The following is a 19,945-nucleotide window of genomic DNA, read 5'->3' as shown; positions in this document are numbered from 1 at the left end:
AGGTTCTCGAACGGAGAACGACGCGCCCGCGACACGGCAATCGAGGTTACGAGATCGAATAGGGTTAACGCAGAACCAGGTGAACGAACAGAGTGTTTCGCTGTCGAGCGAAGCCGCGCTCATTATGGCCGGCGCCGCCGCGCTGTCGACCCGTGCGAGCCCCTACGCGCAAAGCGCAGAATCGCGCGACGATCGCCCCGCGACTTTTTGTAGCACGCTGGCGCGGGGAAAAATCAAGAAGATAATTCAACGAGCTGAGCGGTGATGCGCCATTGTGACGCGCAGGCGCTCGATTGTCGGACAAAGAATTACTGCGCAATCTATTAGTCGACGCGCACGCACTTAATGAAGAGACGGCGTGTCGAACAATAAAATATGAGACTGAGAGGGGAAACGTCATGCATAGCTCTGCCGAACTCGCCAAAGCTATTGCCGGCATCATCGGCGCTCTGGCCTTCTTCATCGTCGTCATTCATCAGATCACGCGCTTTCTCGGCTGAACGACTCGCCCTCCTGCGAGCGACTGTCCCGGCGCGCCCGCGCGCAGCCGGGACCTTTTGCGTCAGATCACATAAATGCGGTCGGGCAGCTCTTCCGCGCCGCCCGGCGGCACATGCTGCGCGAGCAGCCGCGCGCATTCCTCTATTCCCGCGACGAAGCCGTCGGCGATGCGCCCGCGGCGGACCTCGGCGAGCAGCAGATCCAGCGCGCAGCGCCATTGCTCGTCGGAGATTTTGACGGCGATCCCCTCGTCGGCGACGACCCGCGCATAGCGCTCCCCCAGTGAGACGAAGATCAGCACGCCGGTTCGCTCTCTCGTGCCCGCGACTCCGCGCGTGAAGAATTGCTCGATCGAGGCGCGATGGGCGCGCGCCCGCTTGACCGCGCGCGGCGTCGCCGCGAGCCGGAAGCGCGGGTAGGACAGGATGAGCGTGATCACCACGAAGATCAGCGTCTGGATGACGAGGATGGTGCGAATGTCGAGCCGCGTGAAGATCACCAGCGGCCAGGGCGCGATCAGCGCCATCAGCGCGGCCCAGAGCGGCGCCACATAGAGGTAATCGGAGGAGCGCCGCGCCAGCACGCAGACGATCTCCGCCGCGGTCTTCTGCTCGGCCGCGTGAATCGCCGCCGATATGCGCGCCTGATCGGCGTTGGAAATGGGCATCACCAATCCCCCGAAGCGCCGCCGCCGCCGGACGACCCGCCCCCGCCCGAAAAGCCGCCGTCGCCGCCGCCCCAGGAGCTTCCCGAGCCCCAGGAGCCTCCCGACGAGCCCCCGGACCAGGGATCGTTCGAGGGCGGCAGATAGACGATCGGCCCGCGCCCGCCGCGATAGGCCCGCCGCCCGCCGCGGGCGTTGGACAACATGGACAAGAACACGAACAGGAACAGCGCGATCATGATGAGCGGGACGATGTCGTCGAATTCGTCGCGGCCTTCGGCGCGCAGCTTCACGCGCTTCTGCCATTCGGCCGCGTCGCCGCTCAGCACCTCGATGATCGCGTCGACGCCGCGCTCGACGCCGGCGCCATAATCGCCGGTCTTGAATTTCGGCGTGACCGCCGTCGCGATGATGACCTTGGAGAGCGCGTCGGTCAGCGTGCCCTCGAGCCCATAGCCGACCTCTATGCGCATCTTGCGCTCGGTCGGCGCGATCAGGAACAAGACGCCATTGTTCTTCTTCGCCTCGCCGAGCTTCCAGAAGCGGAACAGTTCGTTGGCGTAGCTCTCTATGTCGGTTCCCTGCAGCGAGGGGATGGTGGCGACGACGAGCTGAATGCCCGACTTGTCCTCGAGCGCGCTCGACTTCGTCTCCACCGCGAGCCGCGCCTGCTGCGGCAGAATATGCGCGTCGTCGACGACGCGGCCGGTGAGGGCCGGAAAAGTGAGCGCGGCGAAAGCGAGGACGGGCAGCAGAGCGAACGCCAGCGCGGCCGCGCCGCGCAGCGCAATCAAGATGACGACCGTTCTCGCCGACACGCGCGCTCCCTCGCTCGTCTCCCGCGCTCGCGCTCCCCGCGGCGCGGCGTCAGAACGTCACCTCGGGGGCCTTCTCGGCGCCGGCGACGGCGGTGAACTCCGGGAGCGGCTTGGTTCCGGAAAAGAAGGTCTTGGCCCAGAGCAGGGTCGGGAAGGTGCGCAGCGACGTGTTGAACTCCCGCGCCGCCTCTATGTAGTCGCGGCGCGCCACATTGATGCGATTCTCCGTGCCCTCGAGCTGCGATTGCAGCGCCAGGAAGTTGGCGTTGGACTTCAGGTCCGGATAGGCCTCGCTGACTGCGAGCAGACGCCCGAGCGCGCCGGAGAGCTGCGCCTGCGCCTCCTGGAACTGCTTGACCTTCTGCGGATCGGTGAGCTGCGATGGATCGAGCGTGACCTGCGTCGCCTTGGCGCGCGCCTCGGTGACCGAGGTGAGCACGTCCTTCTCCTGCTTGGCGTAGCCTTTGACGGTGGCGACGAGATTGGGGATGAGGTCGGCGCGGCGCTGATATTGCGCTTCGACCGTGGCCCATTTGGCCTTGGCCTCCTCCTCGAGCGTCGGAATCGTATTATAGCCGCAGCCCGAGAGCGGGACCGCGAGCGTCAGAACAGAGAAGAGGAGAAGCCAGCGCGAGGGCCAGCGGGAGAGAATGCGCATCGTCGAAATTCTCCGGTCCGGCGCAGCACCCGCCGCGTCCGGCGGAGCGCCTGTGCAAACTTAGGCGCGCCCTGCGGCGATGGGAAGGGCGATGCGTATTTTTCGCAGGGCGATCGGGCGGAGGAGTTGCGCGAAAGAAAAAGGGCGGCGCTGAAGGCCGCCCTTCGTTCTGCTCGTCTATCCCCGTCTCACTTGGGGAAGTCTCACTTGGGGAAGTTGAACATGTTCATCATGTCGCCGATCGCCGGAATATTGGTCGGGACATAGGGATCGGCGGCGGTGTGAACCGGATTGGGCAGATTGTCGCGGCTGCGCGAGGAGATCTTGCCCAGCTTCCAGTTGTGCTCGATGAATTTCAGCATCGAGACATGGTCGTAATAGGTGTGATCGACATAGCCCTTCTTCGCATAAGGCGACACGACGATCAGCGGAATGCGCGTGCCGTCGCCGAAGAAGTCGACCGGCTGCACATAGCCCGAGTCGTAGTAGCCGCCGCCTTCGTCATAGGTGACGAAGATCGCGGTGTCGTCCCAGATCGCCCGATTGCTCTTCACGCGCTTGATGAGCGAGTCGACGAACTGCTCATAGAGCTCGTTGTTGGAGTTGGCCGGATGGCCGGCGAGATATTCGAAGGGCCGCACGAAAGAGACGGCGGGCAGCGTGCCGTCCTTGATGTCCTGCAGGAAGTTCCCGTAGTTCTGGAGCTTCGCCTCCTGCAGCTTGCGGGTCATGATCTGCTTATAGCCGGTGAGCGGATCGCAGATGCCGCAATAGGAGTGATAGAGCAGCGGCACGCCGTCGACCGAGTCGGCGAACTTCGTCGCGTCGTCGCCGCGGTCGGAGCTGTAATATTTCCAGGACACGCCGGCCCGCGTCAGAACGTCGGCGATGGTCGGAGCCGTCTGCGGCGGCAGCACGAACTTGCTGGAGCCGAGATCGCGATGCTGGTCGCTGGTCTGGTTCCAATACATGTTGTAGTTGTTGACCAGATAATAGTGGCCGCTCGCACAGTTGGTCTTGACCTTGTTCTTCTTGAGCTGCGCGACCACCGCGGAGACGCCCGGCTGCGTGGAGTCGGCGCACTTCACATAGGAGCCGCCGCTGTAGCCGTCCTGGGTGTAGTAGTTGTTCGTGCCCTGCAGCGGGTCCGGGTTCTCGATCTGATTCTGCCACGGGACCGCCGCGGAGCCGTCGAGCTTGGTGGGATTGGTGAAGAAGGCGGCATGGCCGCTGACGATCGCCTGGAAGTTGGCGCCCGTGCCGCCCATGATCGACTGATGGAAGTTGTCGCTGATCGCATAGCGGTCGGCCAGCGCCTTGAAGATCTGCGCGTCGCCGGGCTGATCGACGCCGGCCGCGTCCTGATAGGGGTTCATATTATAGAACCCCATGGAGATCGCGCCCTCCTTGGGGTTGAAGCCCTTGGCGGGAACGGGATTGCCATTCGTGCCGGTGCCGATCGACTTCTCGACCCAGACGAACTTGTCGTGCTTGCCGCCGTCGATCTGCTGCCACATCTGGAAGAAGCGATGGACGGGGTCGCCCGTGAACGAGCTGTACGGCGCATATTTGGTGATCTGATACGGGCCGTTCGGCAGATCGATCGGGAAGCGCGAGTCGCGCACGCCGGCCGGCTGGAACAGAGCATAAGTGGTCCAGGGCTGCGGCAGAACGCTATAGGCGCTCGGCGAGGGCGTCTCGACGAGATACTTGCTCTCGTCCGAGCCGATGCGCTGGCGGGCGAGCTTGAAATTCGGGCCGGGCGTGCCGTCGGCGTTGACGATGCCCTGGCTGAGCAGGTTGTGGACCGTCTGGCCGCCAGTCGGCTGATAGGTGCCGAACACATTGTCGAAGGTGTGGTTCTCACCGACGATGATGATGACGTGGCGGATCGGCGTCACCGTCGAACCGGCGAAGGCGGGAGCCGCGCACAGCGCAGTCGTCGCAAGGCATATCGATCTGAGTACCGAACGCATATCGCCCCTCCAAAGCGTCTCATCGGTCGCGGACATCGCGCCGAGGAAGACGCGCCCCATTGGGTTGCGGCGCGGAAACTGCCCCGGTCTCATTGCCGCCGCATGTCGAACACAATGCGTTCTCGTGACGGGCCGAAGGCGTGACGATTCATTTTTATATAGCAACGCTTTAGCTGGAAAAATAAAGCTGTTGTGACACTGCTTCGCTCATCGCGCCATGCGAAAACGCAAAATGCGGCTTTCGCCGACGTCATAAAACTGCAGACGTTTGGCGCCGGCGCGCTCGGCTGCGGACGGCCAGAACACGCGCGCTGCGGCGTTGTCGCGATGGAAGGACAATTCCCACCAGCCGGGCCGCGCCCGAAAGGCGAGCGCGGCCGCGAAGGCGCCGCAGCCGCGGCGGCGAAACGCCGGCAGCACATAGAATTCCGCGATCGAGGCGTCGACCGCATAGCCGGAGATCGACAGCGCGTTCACCAGCGTGAAGCCGGCGAGCGCGCCGCCCGACTCGATCAGGAAAGGGCTGCGCCGCTCCTCGCGCCAATAGGAATCGAGAAACGGATAGTCCGGCTCGCCATAGCCCCAGGGGCCGAGCTCGACGAGATAGTCGCGCAGCAGCGCGGCGATCTTCGGCTTCTCATCCAGCGGCGCCAGCCGCAGCGTCACATCCATGCTGATCGCCTTCGCCGGTCACGGCGCCGGATTGCTGTGGAGCTGGTGAATCTCGTCGATGCGCGCTTCGATCTGAGGCGTGATCGTCACATCGAGCGAGGCGAGATCCTCCTCGAGCTGAGTCATGGTCGTCGCGCCGATGATGTTCGAGGTCACGAACGGCCGCGAGGTGACGAAGGCGAGAGAAAGCTTCGCCGGCGAGACGCCGACCTCCTTCGCCAGCGCCAGATAGGCGTCGATCGCCTGCGCGACGCCCGGTTTCTCATAGCGCTGGCCGCGCTCGAACAAAGTGGTGCGCGCGCCGGGCGGCCGCGCGCCGTTCTGATATTTGCCGGTGAGATAGCCCTGCGCCAGCGGCGAATAGGCGAGCAGGCCGACATCCTCGCGCATCGCCGTCTCGGCGAGCCCGATCTCGAAGGTGCGGTTGAGGAGATTATAGGCGTTCTGGATCGAGACGATGCGCGGCCCGGCGCCGCGCTCGCTCGCGCTCAGAAAGCGCGCGACGCCCCAGGAGGTCTCGTTGGAGAGCGCGACATGCCGCACCTTGCCGGCCGCGACCAGCTCACCGAGCGCCTCGAGCGTCTCCTCGATTGGAATTTCGGGGAGCGGCGGCGGCGCCTTGTAGATCGTGCCGCCGGCGCCGAACAGCGGCAGCGGGCGATCCGGCCAGTGCAGCTGATAGAGATCGACGTAATCGGTCTGGAGACGCTTCAGCGATTGGTCGATCGCATAATGAATATTGGCGCGGTCGAGCCGCGTGGCCTCGCCATCGGGGCGCATGTAGGGGCTCTGGCTGCGGCCCGAGACCTTGGTCGCGAGAATCACCTTGTCGCGGTTCTTGCGCGCCGCCAGCCAGCTGCCGATGATGCGCTCGGTCGAGCCCTGCGTCTCGGCGCGCGGCGGGATCGAATACATCTCCGCCGTGTCGATGAAATTGACGCCGCGATCCAGCGCATGATCGAGCTGCGCATGGCCTTCGGCCTCGCTGTTCTGCTCGCCGAAGGTCATGGTGCCGAGCATGATCGCCGAGACGCGAAGGTCGGTTCGGCCCAGTCGTCTGTAGTCCATATTCTATAAGCTCCGTCGCCCGCGGGCGTTCGGCGAATCCTAACCGTCGGGCGACGGCTTGCAAACTGCCGTTCACGCGCCTCGCGTTCCGCCGCCGTCGATGCGGCCGAACACGCCGTTGGGCACGCGCGGATTGGGCAATATGTAGCGGTCGCGGTCGCGGACCATCGTGGCGACCCCGGCGAAGTCGATCTTGCCGGAGCCGAGCAGCGGCAGGCGCTCGACGATCATGATCTCGGCGGGGACCATCAGCTCCGCCGCGCCCTTCGCCTTGGCGAAGGCGAGGAAGTCGGCGCGCGCCGCGTCGCGCCGCTCGGTGACCAGCACGATGCGCTCACCTTTGCGCGGATCGAGCTCGCGCGCCGCCGCGGACGGGGCGTTCGGCCACAGATCGGCGGCGAGCGCCTCCACCGCGGCGAGCGAGATCATCTCGCCGCCGATCTTGGCGAAGCGCTTGGCGCGGCCCTTGATCGTGATGAAGCCCTCGGCGTCGATCGCGACGATGTCGCCGGTGTCGTGCCAGCCTTCGTGCGGCGGCTTCAGCCGCCCCGGCGCGTCGGCGGTCAGATAGCCGAGCATCACATTGGGGCCGCGCACGAACAGGCGCCCGCCCTGCGCCACGCCGGGCACGGCGTCGAGCCGCGCCTCCATGCCGGGCAGCAGCCGTCCCACCGTGCCGAAGCGGTTGAACATCGGCGTGTTGAGCGCGAGCGCCGGCGCCGTCTCGGTGACGCCATAGCCCTCGAGAATGCGAATGCCGAATTTCTCGAGATAGATGTCGCGCGTCTTCTGCTTCACCGGCTCGGCGCCGGCGATCACATAGCGCAAGGAGCGGAAGTCATAAGAATGGGCGACGCGCGCATAGCCGGCGAGAAAAGTGTCGGTGCCGAGCAGGACGGTGGCGTTGACGCCATAGACGAGCTCCGGCACCAGCTTGTAGTGCAGCGGCGAGGGATAGAAATAGATCGGCACGCCGGAGACGAGCGGCAGCACGAAGCCGACATTGAGCCCGAAGCAGTGGAACACCGGGAGCACGCTGAAGATCTTGTCGGTGCGGCCGAAATCGATGCGCGCCGCCGCTTGCGCGGCATTGGCCAACAGATTCTTGTGTGAGAGCGCGACGCCCTTGGGCGCGCCTTCCGAGCCCGAGGTGAAGAGAATGGCGGCCATATCGTCCGGGCTGCGCGGGCAAAGCGGGCGGCGATGGCCGAGCATGGCGCGCAGCCTGTCGCCCTGCGCAATCTCCGTGCGCAGATCCTCGAGGTAGAGGATGCGGAAATCCGTCTCCAGCGCGGCGACGAGCCTGTCGAGCTTGCCCTTCTCGACGAAGGCGCGCGAGGTGAGCAGCGTCTTCGCCTGCGCCGCCGTGAGGCCGGCGCGGATATTGGCGGCGCCGGCGGTGAAATTCACCATGGCCGCGACGCGCCCGGCGCCGACGACGGCGAAGAAAGTCACGGCCGCGGCGTTGGAATTGGGCAGCATGACGCCAATGGCTTCGCCGAGCTCGGATTTCTGCATCAGCCTGCGGCCGAGCGCATGAGCGCCGATCAGCAGCCGCCGATAGGTGAGCGTCCCTGCGATCGGGTCCTCGAGCGCGATGCGGCCGGGCCCGTGCACGCGCGCCGCTTCGACGAGCGCGCGATGCAATGTGCGGTCGATCGGGCTGGTGCGGAACACGAGATCGGACATTATCTCATAGAGCGCCGCGCCCGAGGCGATGCGCCGCGCCTTGCCCTTCAGCGCCGGATCGACGGCGAGCTTCACCGGCTCCTGCAGGGAGAGCGTCAATTTGGGGAAGAAGCGCCGCCGCGCCTGCGCGCGCGAGAGGCGCGAGAACATGGTCGCCTCGGCGCCTTCGATGCGCACGGGGACCACCAGAGCGCCGCTCTTCTCGGCGATGAGGCCGGCGCCGTCATAGACCTTCATCAGGCTGCCGGTGACGGTGAGCCGCCCTTCCGGGAAGATGATCAGCGGATCGCCGTTCTTGACCGCATTGACCAGCGTGCGCGCGCCGAGTGGGCGTGTCGGATCGAGCGGAATGGCGCGCACGAATTTCAGGAACGGCCGCACCCACCATTTTTTCGCGATGCCCGAATCGATGGCGAAGACCGGATCGATCGGCAGCACGCAGAGGATCGCCGCCGCATCGAGGAAGCTCACATGATTGAGCGCGATGATCGGATTTTTGCCGGCCCTGTCGAGATTGGAGAGACCCTTCGCCTCGAGCCGGTAGAAGGCGCGAAAGACGATCGACAGGGCGTCACGAAAAGGGGAGACGACGACGGCCTTGTAGATCCAGAGAGCGGCGAGCGCCATCAGCGCGCCCATGCCGAGGAAGAGGCTGGGCACGGTGACGCCCTGCGCCTGCAGCAGAGCGACGGCGAGCGTGCCGCCGGCCATGAAGGCGGCGTTGAGCACATTGACGGCGGCGATGATGCGTGAACGCTCGAAGCTCGGCGCGAAGGCCTGAATGGCGGCGAAGGAGGGCACGATCATCAGCCCGCCGGCCATGGCGAGCAGAGCGAGGTCCACGGTGACCCGCCAGGCGCCCGGCTGGGCGAGGAACTCGGCGGTTTCGAGCGCCTCGCTCGCTTCGACCGGCGACAGAGACGAGAGCGTCAGCCAAAGATCGATCGACGCGCCGGCGATGATCGCCGCGCCGATCGCCGCCGGCAGCAGCACGATGCGCCCGGCGAGCAGGAAGGAGGCGAGGCCCGAGCCGGCGGCGATGGCGATGGCGAAGACGGCGAGATAGAGGGTCACGACCAGTTCCGAGCCGTGCATCGTGCGCGTGACCAGCGGCGCGAGCAGCGACAGAGCGATGGCGCCGACGAGCCAGAAGATGCTGGTGACGACGCCGACGCGCCACAGCCGCGTGTCCCGCCACAATTCGCGCAGCAGCGCGAAGGTGGAGCGCAGGACGTTGGGGTCGAGCTTCAGATCGGGCGCCGCGCGTTCCGTGGAGGGAATGAAGCGGGCCGAGCCCCAGGCGGCGAGCGCCGCGGCGCCGACGCCGATGGCCGTGAGCAGCGGCTCGCCGCCGCCGCGCATGGCGAGGCCGCCGGCGATCGTGCCGGCGAGAATGGCGAGGAAGGTCGCGCCCTCGATGAGCGCATTGCCGCCGGGCAGCTCCGATTCGCGCAGATGGTCGGGCAGAATCCCGTATTTCACCGGGCCGAACAGCGCGCCGAGCGCGCCGAAGGCGACGAGCGCGGCGAACAGGACCGGCACGGAGGCGAGCAGAAAGCCGGTCGCCGCGATCGCCGCCGCGCCGATCTCGACGAGCTTCAGCCGGCGGGCGACGAGCGACTTGTCGAATTTGTCGGCGATCTGCCCGCCGAGCGCCGAGAGAATGAAATAGGGCGCGATGAACACGGCTCCGGCCAAAGTGACGAGCGATTCGCCTTCCGCCCCGCCGATCTTGAACAGGATGAGCAGCACCAGCGCGTTCTTGAGGAAATTATCGTTGAAGGCGGCGAAGAACTGGCACCAGAACAAAGGCGCGAAGCGCCTGGCGAGGAGGAGATGATCGGACATCGTCGATGTTCCGTTTGCGCGCGGCGAGAAGGAAGCTTGTCGCCGATTCGGGTTTAAGGGCGGGTTTTCGGTCGGGGCTCGAGGCCATGGCGAGGCGCGGATGCAGCTCTTGATCATTCGGCGGCTCCTGCTATGAACGCCGTTCAACGCGGATCATAGCACGAGCTGAACGCCGTTCAAGCAAATCTTGGAACGTCGTTCACGCCAGTCGGAAAAGGGGCGCGACCGCCTCTCGTCGCGCGGGAGACCCGATCATGACCCAACAAGAGCGTCCTGTCTCGGCCGCCGTCGCCCGCCGCGCCGAGCTGCGCGAGCGTCTGCTCGTCGCCGGCCGCGCCGCGATCGAGGCGGGCGGCCTCTCCAGCCTCAAGGCTCGCGATCTCGCCGCGGCCGCCGGCTGCGCAGTCGGGGCCATCTACACGGTCTTCGCCGATCTCGACGAACTGATCCTCGCGATCGGCGCCGGCACCCTGAGCGCGCTCGAGGGCGCGCTCGAATCGGCGACCGGGGACGCGGGCGCCGCGGCCGACGAGCTGTCGCGCCTCGCGCGCGGCTATCTGCAATTCGCCCGCGCCCATGAGACGCTGTGGCGGGCGCTGTTCGAGCATCGCCTCGGCGGCCGCGCCGTTCCGGCCTGGTTCCTCGAGGATCAGAACCGGCTGTTCGCGCTGATCGAGGCGCCTTTGGCCCGCCTGCTGCCGCAGGAGCCGCCCGCCGCCCGCGCGCGGCTCGCGCGCAGCCTGTTCTCGGCCGTCCATGGGGTCGTCTTCCTCGGCCTCGAGGAGAAGATCGCGCCGACGCCGGCCGCGACGCTCGACGCCGAGCTCGAGCGGCTCGTGCGCGCCTTCGCTGCGGGTCTTGCCGCTGAGAGCCCCGCCGCTCAGAGCCCCGGATCGTGCGCCGGCTCGTCGAGCAGCTGATCCATCGTCAGCGACGGCTCGGCGGCGCCGACGTCGCCGATGATGCGGGCCGGCACGCCGGCCACGGTCTTGTGCGCCGGCACGGATTCCATCACCACCGAGCCGGCGGCGATGCGGGCGCATTCGCCGATTTCGATGTCGCCGAGAATTTTCGCGCCGGCGCCGATCAGCACGCCGCGGCGCACCTTGGGGTGGCGGGCGCCCGCCGCCGTGCCGGTGCCGCCGAGCGTCACGCCATGCAGCATCGACACCTCGTCCTCGATCACGCTGGTCGAGCCGATGACGACGCCGGTCGCGTGATCGAGAAAGAACCCCTTGCCGATGCGCGCCTGCGGATGAATGTCGGTCTGAAACCGAGCCGAGGACGCGCTCTGCAGCCACAGCGCGAGATCGCTGCGCCCCGATCGCCACAGCCCATGCGCCAGACGATGCGTCTCGATCGCATGGAAGCCTTTGAAGTAGAGCGTCGGCTCGAGGATGCGCGCGCAGGCCGGATCGCGATCGAAGACGGCGACGAGATCGGCGCGCAGCGCCTCGCCGAAGCCTTGGTCGCGCGCCATTGCGTCGAGCAGCAGGCGCGCGAGCACGGCGCCCGGCATGTCCGGCGCCTCGAGCCGCTGGGCGAGCCGATAGGCGACGACGCTCTCGAGCGAATCATGCGAGAGCACGGCCGCATAGAGGAAGCTCGCCATGTTCGGGTCGCGCTCGGCGGCGTCGCGCGCCTCGGCATGGGCGCGCGCGAACAGGGGATCGGCGCCGGCGAGCGCATGGATTTGCGCCGCGCCGGTCTTTTCCTGTGGAGCCGTAGCCATGGCGGACCTCCTGCAGGGAGCGCCTCTCGCTATTCGCGATGGGCGAGAAAGTCGAGCACCGCCTGCTTATACACGCGATCGCCGACGGCGCGATTATGGTCGCGTCCCGGTATGTCGACGATATGCGCGTCCCGAAACAGCGGCTGCAGCGGATGCGGATCGCCCGCGACTTCGTCGCGCGTGCCGACGCAGATCAGCACCGGCGCGGTGATATGCGCGAGCGCGGCCCGATCGATGATCTGATTCGCGCCTCTGGCGCAGGCGGCGAGCGCGGCGAGATCGGAGCGCGACGCTTCGGCGAAGCCGCGGAACATCTTGAGCAACGGATCGTCGATGTCCTCGATGCGCTCGGCCTCCATCGCCTCGGACAGGCCGCGCGGCAGAGCGGAGGTGACGAGATTGGCGCCGATGCCGCCGAGAATCAGCGAGCGAACGCGCGCTGGATGGTCGATGGCGAGGCGCGTCGCGATTCGCCCGCCCATCGAATAGCCCATGACGTCGGCGCGTTCGACGCCGAGATGGTCGAGAAAGCGGGCGACGTCCGCAGCCATCAGCGCGACGTCATAGGCCGCAGGATCGTAAATCTTTTCTGATTTGCCATGGCCGCGATTGTCGAGCACGAGAACGCGCCGACCATCTTCCGTCAGTGTCTTGACCCATTGGGGAAAGAGCCAGTTGACGGCATGCGTCGAGGCGAAGCCATGAACGAGAACGATCGGCTCTCCACGATCCTCCGCGAGCGGAGGAAAATCGACATAGGCGAGCTGCACACCGTTCGACTCGAACTGCTCCATCATGAATTTCCATTTCTATTACATCGAACGCGCGCGGGCTTTCAGGATCGCCGGTACTTATCGCACCCGTGAAGCCCCGCAAGCCGATCAAGACATGAAATATCGTCTATTGCCAAGAGCCTTGCGAGACGCTAAACGACGCCAACGTGACGAAGCCGGCGGGCCGCGAGCCCGCCCCGCCGACACGAGGGCGCCCGTAGCTCAGCTGGATAGAGCACCAGACTACGAATCTGGGGGTCAGGAGTTCGAATCTCTTCGGGCGCGCCACTTTTTCCATCCGATGATCGACATAACGTCGCCGCGTCAATGTGACGTGGGCGCGGCGTTTCGCAACGCCAGCTTCATGTCTGAAGCGTCGCAATCATGTCTCGATTGTTTCGCGGCGACCCTCGAGCCTCCGGTCGGCCTCGGCGCCTGCGGCTCGCACGGCGACACGATCCGCGATGCGCATGCGGGAACGATGTTCGCTCCGGTCTTTCCCGTCTTCGCCGATGCGACGCATCGCCGCGGCGGGAAGTTTTACCGATCGAGACAGATGAGAACTGCCATGCAGAAAATCTCCCGGCAGGATAGCGACGACGGAAGATCATTTCACTGCGCGTGACGCTCGCTGAATGAAGAAGATCGATCAATTTCGAATGACAGAGATGGGCGCGCGCGCTCATTCGAGGACCCGCGGCGCCCGGCCGGGGCTCTCACAGCGCTCGAGCTCGAGACGATTTGGAACTCCAGCGGCGATCGGGCGTTCCTTCCAATCGGACCGGGATGCTTGGCGGCTCGGCTCGGCGGCCTGGCTTCGATCGAGAGGACAGCCGGCATGGAACGAGAAACGACACGCGGCTCGCTCGCGGCCCCCGCCGCGCCGGCGACGCGCCAGCTCAGCATCTCTCTGGAAGCAGGATCGGCGGTGTTGAGAGGAGTTGTCGACACCTCCGCTGCCGCGCGCGAGGCCGAGACCCTGGCGAAGAAAGTTTCGCAAAACGGGAAGGTCATCGATCTCCTGTCGATCGGCGAGCAGGATCAGGACGCGGTCTATGAATCGAGCGTCGAATCATTTCCGGCGAGCGATCCCCCGTCCTGGAATCCCGGCCGCGCGGCCGGCGGCAAGCGCTGAGTCGGCGCGGATCAGCGCCAAAAGAGCGCCAGCAGGATGATGATCGGAAGCGGAACGCCGATCATCCAGAGCAGAATGCTGCGTCCCATGATGTCCGCTCCTATCGTCGCGATGGCTTCACGAAGCCGCGAAGATCGATATTCTCATCCTGATGGCGTCCGCCGACCCTCGCCGCGGCCCAGGCGGTCGCCGCGCCGATGGCGAGCGTCGCCGCGGTCAGGAAGCCGAAATACACTGCGAGCTTGCGCGCCTTGTCGGCGTCGGACTTCATATCCGTCGAGACGCGCTCGACGCGCTCGTCGGCGGAAGCCGGCGGCAGATTGGTTCGCGATGCGATGACATTGACGAGATAGCCCCGGTCCTCCGACGAAAAATTGCCCATCGGACTCGCGATCACGAGCCGCGACACCACTTCCCGCATCGGTTCGGGAACCGGCGCGGCGCGGGCGACGTCGCCGTCGCCGCGCAGCAGACGATCGACATAACGATCGGTGAGGGCGGCGTTGCTCTGCGCCGATCCCGTCGGCGTCGATCTCGAGATCGAGTCGAGCGTCGCCGCCGTGAGCAGCGCGCCGAGGACCACCGCGACGGCCCATGTGGTCAAGCCGCTCACGCCGTCACGCAGATCCGTCTCTGGCTGCGACGCGAAGTCGGCGCGTCGCCTCAGACGTCCCGTGATATAGCCGCCCGCCGCGAAGCTCGACACGGCGATGAAGATCATCCACAGCCCGACCGCGATATAGAAGAACGCGGGGCTCGCGCCGCCGTAGGGAGAGGTCGCCGTCAGGCCGAGCGACGCGCCGAACGCCGTCGCGATGAAGGAGACGGCGAGCGCGACGAGCGCGCCGGCGATGATCGCCGGCCAATCGATCGAATAGGCCCGCGTGGTCGAGCGCGCGGCGTCCGCGGCGACATCGGTCATGACGGCGTCCTTTCCTTCAGCGAAGGCCCAGAAACGACAAGATCGCCAGAATGACGACGACCAGGCCGACAAGATAGATGATCCCGTCCATGTCCCTCTTCCCTCGTTCCGGCTGACTTTCCGGGGCTGTCGCGCAATCGACGGGCCCGTGCGAGAAACCCGTGAGCCGCGGAGTGGGTTCCGGCGCTCTTTTCGGTTTTGCTCGCTCTGTCCAGAACCGTCAGCGACCGAGCCGGCTGCCGACGAGCGCGCCGACGCCGACGGCGATCGCCAGAGCGGCGAAGGGGTGCTCCCGCATCGAGCTTTCGATCGCGCCGCCGACATTCTCAGGGGACATTTTGCGTGCGACCTGCTGGCCCTTGGAGCTCGCGTCCGAGATGGCGCGGTCGATGTCGCCGCCGAGCTTTTGCATGCGGCTGCGCACATCGCCGCGGACTTCGGCGCTCACCGCGCCGAGCGCTTCCGTCAAATGACCCGCGAGCCCGCTGAACCCCTCGCGCAGAGTCTCGAGATCGGCCTGAAGCTCATTGCCGTGTTGCGATTCCATGGCGCTCGCTCCTCTTTCCGTTGCCGCGCGGACAACGCCGAGGCGAGACTCTGGTTCCGATCCGCGAGCGTCGATTCTCGAGGATTCTGCGGGCTCAGGGGCGCAGACGTATGGCGAGCGCGGCGGCGCCGAGGCCGACGGCGGCGAGCGCGAGGGCCGCGAAGGGCCGTTCGGCGACGAGCGCGACGGCGACCCCGAGCAGAGTGGCGCAGGCCAGAGTGATCGCCAGGGCGATCGCCAGCAGGGACGGCCGCTCCTTGCCCGCCGCGAAGGGCGCCGGCGCAGCGACGCCGGCGGCGGCGGCGATCAGAGCGGCGGCCGTCGGATCGAGCAGCAATCGATCGATCGACACGGGCGGCGCCGAATAGGGAAAGCTCCCCGAGCTCGCGGCGAAATCGCGATCATAGACCACGGCCTCGAACGCGCGTGGCCCCGTCTTGGCGAGATAGACGTCGAGCGTCGCTGTGTCGCGTCCGCCGTCGCGGGCGAGCAGCGAGAGGCGCAGCGTCGCCTCTGCGTCGGCGGCGTTGCGCGACGGCCGCTTCATCTCCGCGACGATGGGCGCCGCGTCGAGAAATTCTCGCAGCGTCTCGCCGCGCGCCTCGGCGCGGGCCAGCGCAGCGGCCTGGGACTCGCGCAATATGGTCCGGGTCGGCAGGCGCGCGCCGACGAGGCGCGGCAGCGCCGCGAGCTCCGCCGCATTCGGCCCATAGGCGGCGAGCAGCGAATCGGCTCCCGCCGGCGCGACGGGAGGCTGCGTCCGCGCATCCGCGGCGCCGACCGGTAGATTGAGGTTGCGATAGCCGGCCGGCAAGGCGTCGCGAAGGCCGGGGCCGGGCGACGCCGTCGTCGGCGCGGAAGCGACGGCGCCGGGGGCCGGCGCTGGATCGGCCTTGGCGGCGACCGCGGCGACGCGCGAAAGCGCCCGAACGCCGGGGGAGCTGGAGGTCAGAGCGGAGATCGGGGAAACCATCTTCGGCAATTCCACAGTCATAGCGCATCTAATCTGCAACGCTAGGCAGAGTCGGCTTGCGCGAGGCTTGCGGCGTGCCGATCGGGCCGCGCTATCTATGCGTGCAGAAGGGCGGCGGGCCGGTCGACCGCTCTGTCGCGACGGGACCGCCGCCGCGCCTGCTGTCGCCTGAGGTGGCGCCATGACGCATTGCCGGGAGTCCGGAACGGCGCAACGCGAGCTCCTCGGGATCGTCGCCGGCTTCGCTCGAGAGTTGCATCCGAGCCGCGCTCAGCCGGTCGAGGCCAGCCTCGCCAGCCGGCTCGAGCAGGACCTCGGCGTCGACAGTCTCGCGCGCGCCGAGCTGATCCTGCGACTCGAGCGCAGCTTCCACCGGCGCCTGCCGATCGAGGCCATAGGACGGGCGGAAACCGTCGGCGACGTGCTGGCGGCGCTCGAGGCCTCGGCCTCCGAGCCGCTGCGCGTCGAGGGCGCGCCCGCTCCCCTGCCGCCGACGGCGGCGGCGGCAGAGGCGCGCACGCTGATCGAGGCGCTGGAATGGCATGTGGCCCGCCATCCCCAGCGGCTGCACCTCACCGTTCTTCAGGATGCGACGACGCCGGCCGGCGCGCTCACCTATGGCGGCCTCGCGGCGCAGGCGCGGCGTGCGGCGGCGGGGCTCGCGGCGCTCGACATAGAGGCAGGCGACCGCATTGCTCTGATGCTGCCGACGGGGCTCGATTTCTTCGTCGCCTTTTTCGCCGTCCTCTACGCCGGAGCCGTTCCCGTGCCGATCTATCCGCCGATGCGGCTCTCGCAGATCGAGGATCACCTGCGCCGCCAGATCGGCATATTGCGCAACGCCGGCGTCAAAATGCTGATCACCGCGCCGGAGGCGGCGCGCCTCGCCGGCTTCGCGCGGAGCGGCGCCCCGACGCTGGAGCGGATCGTCGTCGTCGCGGATCTGGAGGCGACCGGCGAGCTCGCCGCGACGCCCGCGGGCGCGGCGACCGCCATGCTGCAATATACGTCGGGCAGCACCGGCGATCCCAAGGGCGTGGTGCTGAGCCACGCCAATCTCCTCGCCAATATCAGGGCGATGGGCGCGGCGCTCGCCGCCTCCTCCGCTGATGTCTTCGTGAGCTGGCTGCCGCTCTATCACGACATGGGGCTGATCGGCGCCTGGTTCGGCTGCCTCTATTTCGGCGCGCCGCTCTATGTGATGTCGCCGCTCACCTTTCTCGCGCGGCCCTCCGCCTGGCTGTCCGCGATCCATGCGCATCGCGGGACGCTGAGCGCCGCGCCGAATTTCGCCTTCGAGCTCTGCCTCGACAAGATCGACGCGAGCGAGCTCGAGGGGCTCGATCTGTCCTCGCTGCGTTTCGTCGCCAATGGCGCCGAGCCGGTCGGCGCGCGCACGATCCGACGCTTCACGCAGAGATTCGGGCCTCATGGATTTCGCCCGGAGGCAATGGCCTCGGTCTATGGGCTCGCGGAAAATGCGGTCGGCCTCGCCTTTCCGCCGCTCGCCCGCGCGCCTCTCATCGACCGTGTCGATCGCGACGCTCTGACGCTCCGCGGGGAGGCCGCGCCGGCCGCGCCCGGCGACGCCGGCGCGCTGGAGATCGTCGCCTGCGGCCAGCCGCTGCCGGGCCACGAGATCCGCATCGTCGACGCGGCGGGGCGCGAGCTCGGCGAGCGGCGCGAGGGGCGCCTCGAATTTCGTGGGCCGTCGGCGACCGCCGGCTATTTCCGCAATGAAGCCAAGACGCGCGAGCTGATTCGCGATGGCTGGCTCGACAGCGGCGACCGCGCCTATATGGCCGGCGGCGACGTCTTCGTGACCGGGCGCGTCAAGGATATTCTGATCCGCGCCGGCCGCCATCTCTATCCGCAGGAGATCGAGGCGGCGATCGGCGACATCGACGGGATTCGCAAGGGCTGCGTCGCCGTGTTCGGCGTTCCAGATCCGCGCTCGGGCACGGAGCGGATCGTCGTCGTGGCGGAAACCTACGCGACCGAGACCGGCGCTCGCGCCGCGCTGGAGGCGAAGGCGCAGGAGGCGATGAGCGCGATCGGCGGAACGCCGGCCGACGAGATCGTGCTGGTTCCACCGCGCACCACGCCGAAGACCTCAAGCGGCAAGATCCGGCGCAGCGCCGCCCGCGACCTTTATCTTCGAGGGCGGCTCGGCGCCGCGCCGCGGGCCGTCTGGCTGCAGCTCGTCCGACTCGCGCTCGCCGGGTTGCGGCCCGGGCTCGCCCGTCTCGCCGCCCGCGCGGGCGATCGGGCCTATGCGTCGTGGTGGTGGCTGGTCGTCTGTTGCAGCTATGCGACCGCCTTCATCGCGGCGATGGCGACGCCTGGGCTCGAGCGGCGCTGGAGCGTCGTTCGGCGCATCGCCCGGGCGATGCTCGGCGCGCTCGGCGTCCCCGTCTCGGTCGAAGGAGTCGAGCGCCTGCCTGTAGGCGGGGCCGTGCTCGTGTTCAATCATTCGAGCTATATGGATGTGGCGATGCTCGCAGCCTTTCTGCCCGGCGCGCCGGCCTTCGTGGCCAAGCGCGAGCTCGCCGGGCAGATCTTCGCCGGGCCGTTCCTGCGGCGGCTCGGCGTCCTTTTCGTCGAGCGATTCGACGCCGCCGCCGGGGTCGCCGACGCGGAACGGCTCGCCGCCGCCGCGCGCGGGCGCAATCTCGTCTTCTTTCCAGAAGGGACGTTTTCACGCCGGCCGGGTCTCGCCGGCTTCTATCTGGGCGCGTTCAAGATCGCCGCCGAGGCGGGCCTGCCGGTTTATCCCGGCATTCTGCGCGGGACGCGCTCTATGTTGAGGAGCGACCAGTGGTTCCCGCGCCGCGCCGCGCTCGCCCTGCGCATCGCGCCGCCGATCCGGGCGGAGGGGGCGGATTTTTCCGCCGCGCTGCAGCTGCGCGACGCCGTTCGCGGCGTCATTCTGAAAGGATGCGGGGAGCCGGATCTAAACGAGCTGGCGAAGCCGGGCCGAGCGTAGACCCGCGCGAGGGTTCTACCCTGAGACCTCCTCACAGGTCAGCTTGCGTGCGAGGGCCTCGATATGGCCGGTTTCGGTCCCGCAGCAGCCGCCGACGACGCGGAGGCCGAAGCGCTCTCGCACGCGCGCCAAATTCGCGGCGAAGACGGCGGCCGGCTCGGTGCGCAGCTCCTCGCTGCCGTCGAGCTCCTCGACCTCATTGTCGGCGGTGTTGGCTTGAAAGGCGAGAATGCGGCGGCAGACGTCGGGATCGGCGGTCGCGACCGCGTCCAAGGCCGTCTCGAGAGCACAAGCATGAACGCAGTTGACGGAAAAACCGGCGGGCGGCCGGGAGGCGTCCGCGTCGATCCGGCGCATCGCGGCCGCGAGCGGCGTTCCGTCGAGCGCCACACCCGTCCGTCGGATGACGAAGCTGATGACATAGGGCAGGCCGGTTGCGGCCATGGCGTCGGCGACGCCTTGCGCCTCCTCCACATTCGGCGCCGTCGCCAGATGCAGAAAATCGACGCCGGCGCCGACGAGCGCATCGATCTGCGGCTGATGGAACGCCCGCGCGGCGCGTCGGTCGAGACTATCGTCGGGCTTGTAGGCGTCGCCGGAGGGGCCGATCAGACCGCCGACGAAGATCGAAGGGCCCTCGCCGAAGGATGCGCGAAGCTCGGTCAGAAAGCCGGCGTTGTCCTCGTTCACGGGGCGGCCTCGAAACTGCGAGGCTTCGACGGCTTTGTGGGAGCACCGCCAAGTGTCGGTGAAGGTCAGGATCGGCAGGCCGGCGTCGCGCGCCGATTTGATATAATCGTAATGAATTTCGGTGAGACGCGCGCGGCCCGCCGCTTCGTAGATCAAGCCGCCATGGAGAATTTGCGGGTCGAGGACGAGACGAGGGTCGCGCCGGACGCGTTCGAGAACGGCTCCTTCGGCGATCGCATGCGCGCCGGAGTCGAGGAAGTGGAGAAAGTCCATGCCGTCCTGCCGAGATGGGC

The 19,945-nt window shown here is 67.4% G+C and carries 17 protein-coding genes and 1 tRNA gene; 5 read left to right on the top strand and 13 right to left on the bottom strand.

Translation table 11 applies throughout. From position 1 onward, the window contains the following. Positions 1-79: 79 nt before the first annotated feature. Positions 80-265 (top strand): hypothetical protein, encoded by a 186-nt coding sequence (locus CQW49_RS24595; protein WP_155931271.1) that lies wholly within the window; start codon positions 80-82, stop codon positions 263-265. Positions 266-562: 297 nt separating this feature from the next. On the opposite strand, the gene CQW49_RS12480 is transcribed toward CQW49_RS24595, so the two are convergent. The 7 genes from CQW49_RS12480 to CQW49_RS12450 all read right to left on the bottom strand — a co-directional run bounded on the left by CQW49_RS12480 (position 563) and on the right by CQW49_RS12450 (position 9,894). Further along, positions 563-1,168 (bottom strand): TPM domain-containing protein, encoded by a 606-nt coding sequence (locus CQW49_RS12480; protein WP_003609355.1) that lies wholly within the window; start codon positions 1,166-1,168, stop codon positions 563-565. After that, positions 1,168-1,983: a TPM domain-containing protein gene (locus CQW49_RS12475; protein WP_003609358.1), complete on the bottom strand. Its 816-nt coding sequence runs from the start codon at positions 1,981-1,983 to the stop codon at positions 1,168-1,170. Before CQW49_RS12475 ends, CQW49_RS12480 begins: the two co-directional genes overlap by 1 nt. A gap of 49 nt (positions 1,984-2,032) precedes the next feature. Then, on the bottom strand, positions 2,033-2,641 hold the full coding sequence (locus tag CQW49_RS12470; RefSeq protein WP_003609360.1) for a LemA family protein: 609 nt from the start codon (positions 2,639-2,641) through the stop codon (positions 2,033-2,035). A gap of 203 nt (positions 2,642-2,844) precedes the next feature. Next, complete coding sequence (locus tag CQW49_RS12465; protein ID WP_003609362.1) at positions 2,845-4,617, bottom strand: phospholipase C; 1,773 nt, start codon at positions 4,615-4,617, stop codon at positions 2,845-2,847. A gap of 207 nt (positions 4,618-4,824) precedes the next feature. Next, complete coding sequence (locus tag CQW49_RS12460) at positions 4,825-5,289, bottom strand: GNAT family N-acetyltransferase (protein ID WP_003609364.1); 465 nt, start codon at positions 5,287-5,289, stop codon at positions 4,825-4,827. An 18-nt stretch (positions 5,290-5,307) separates the two neighbouring features. Next, positions 5,308-6,357: an NADP(H)-dependent aldo-keto reductase gene (locus CQW49_RS12455; protein WP_003609366.1), complete on the bottom strand. Its 1,050-nt coding sequence runs from the start codon at positions 6,355-6,357 to the stop codon at positions 5,308-5,310. A gap of 72 nt (positions 6,358-6,429) precedes the next feature. Beyond that, positions 6,430-9,894: an acyl-[ACP]--phospholipid O-acyltransferase gene (locus CQW49_RS12450; RefSeq protein ID WP_003609368.1), complete on the bottom strand. Its 3,465-nt coding sequence runs from the start codon at positions 9,892-9,894 to the stop codon at positions 6,430-6,432. A 254-nt stretch (positions 9,895-10,148) separates the two neighbouring features. On the opposite strand from CQW49_RS12450, the gene CQW49_RS12445 reads away from it, so the two are divergent. Continuing rightward, positions 10,149-10,814: a TetR/AcrR family transcriptional regulator gene (locus tag CQW49_RS12445; RefSeq protein WP_003609370.1), complete on the top strand. Its 666-nt coding sequence runs from the start codon at positions 10,149-10,151 to the stop codon at positions 10,812-10,814. Here the strand turns inward: CQW49_RS12445 and cysE are convergent. Continuing rightward, positions 10,775-11,626, bottom strand: a complete 852-nt coding sequence (gene cysE, locus CQW49_RS12440) for a serine O-acetyltransferase (RefSeq protein WP_003609373.1) — start codon at positions 11,624-11,626, stop codon at positions 10,775-10,777. The genes CQW49_RS12445 and cysE overlap by 40 nt on opposite strands. Positions 11,627-11,655: 29 nt before the next feature. Beyond that, positions 11,656-12,420, bottom strand: coding sequence for an alpha/beta fold hydrolase (locus CQW49_RS12435; RefSeq protein ID WP_024749730.1), 765 nt, complete (start codon positions 12,418-12,420; stop codon positions 11,656-11,658). Positions 12,421-12,610: 190 nt separating this feature from the next. Here CQW49_RS12435 and CQW49_RS12430 point away from each other — a divergent pair. Beyond that, positions 12,611-12,687: transfer RNA gene (locus CQW49_RS12430), tRNA-Arg, on the top strand. Positions 12,688-13,237: 550 nt separating this feature from the next. Beyond that, the gene (locus CQW49_RS12420) at positions 13,238-13,534 is read left to right on the top strand and encodes a hypothetical protein (protein ID WP_003609377.1); all 297 of its coding nucleotides are present in this window, start codon (positions 13,238-13,240) and stop codon (positions 13,532-13,534) included. Positions 13,535-13,634: 100 nt separating this feature from the next. On the opposite strand, the gene CQW49_RS12415 is transcribed toward CQW49_RS12420, so the two are convergent. The 3 genes from CQW49_RS12415 to CQW49_RS12405 form a co-directional block, all read right to left on the bottom strand. Continuing rightward, a complete protein-coding gene (locus tag CQW49_RS12415; protein ID WP_003609379.1) occupies positions 13,635-14,456 on the bottom strand; it encodes a hypothetical protein in 822 nt (273 codons plus the stop codon). A 220-nt stretch (positions 14,457-14,676) separates the two neighbouring features. After that, positions 14,677-15,003 carry a hypothetical protein gene (locus CQW49_RS12410; RefSeq protein WP_003609381.1) on the bottom strand — a complete coding sequence of 109 codons (327 nt, stop codon included), beginning with the start codon at positions 15,001-15,003 and terminating at the stop codon, positions 14,677-14,679. A gap of 94 nt (positions 15,004-15,097) precedes the next feature. Continuing rightward, a complete protein-coding gene (locus CQW49_RS12405) occupies positions 15,098-15,976 on the bottom strand; it encodes a hypothetical protein (protein WP_003609383.1) in 879 nt (292 codons plus the stop codon). Positions 15,977-16,157: 181 nt separating this feature from the next. Between CQW49_RS12405 and CQW49_RS12400 the strand changes: the two genes are divergently transcribed. Continuing rightward, the gene (locus CQW49_RS12400; protein ID WP_003609385.1) at positions 16,158-18,962 is read left to right on the top strand and encodes an AMP-binding protein; all 2,805 of its coding nucleotides are present in this window, start codon (positions 16,158-16,160) and stop codon (positions 18,960-18,962) included. Positions 18,963-18,977: 15 nt separating this feature from the next. On the opposite strand, the gene CQW49_RS12395 is transcribed toward CQW49_RS12400, so the two are convergent. Continuing rightward, positions 18,978-19,925 carry a homocysteine S-methyltransferase family protein gene (locus tag CQW49_RS12395; protein ID WP_003609387.1) on the bottom strand — a complete coding sequence of 316 codons (948 nt, stop codon included), beginning with the start codon at positions 19,923-19,925 and terminating at the stop codon, positions 18,978-18,980. Positions 19,926-19,945: the final 20 nt, after the last annotated feature.

Origin of the sequence: Methylosinus trichosporium OB3b (assembly GCF_002752655.1) — a bacterium.
Classification (GTDB): domain Bacteria; phylum Pseudomonadota; class Alphaproteobacteria; order Rhizobiales; family Beijerinckiaceae; genus Methylosinus; species Methylosinus trichosporium.
Note: the sequence above shows the minus strand (reverse complement) of the source record. Positions and strands in the feature narration are given on the sequence as shown.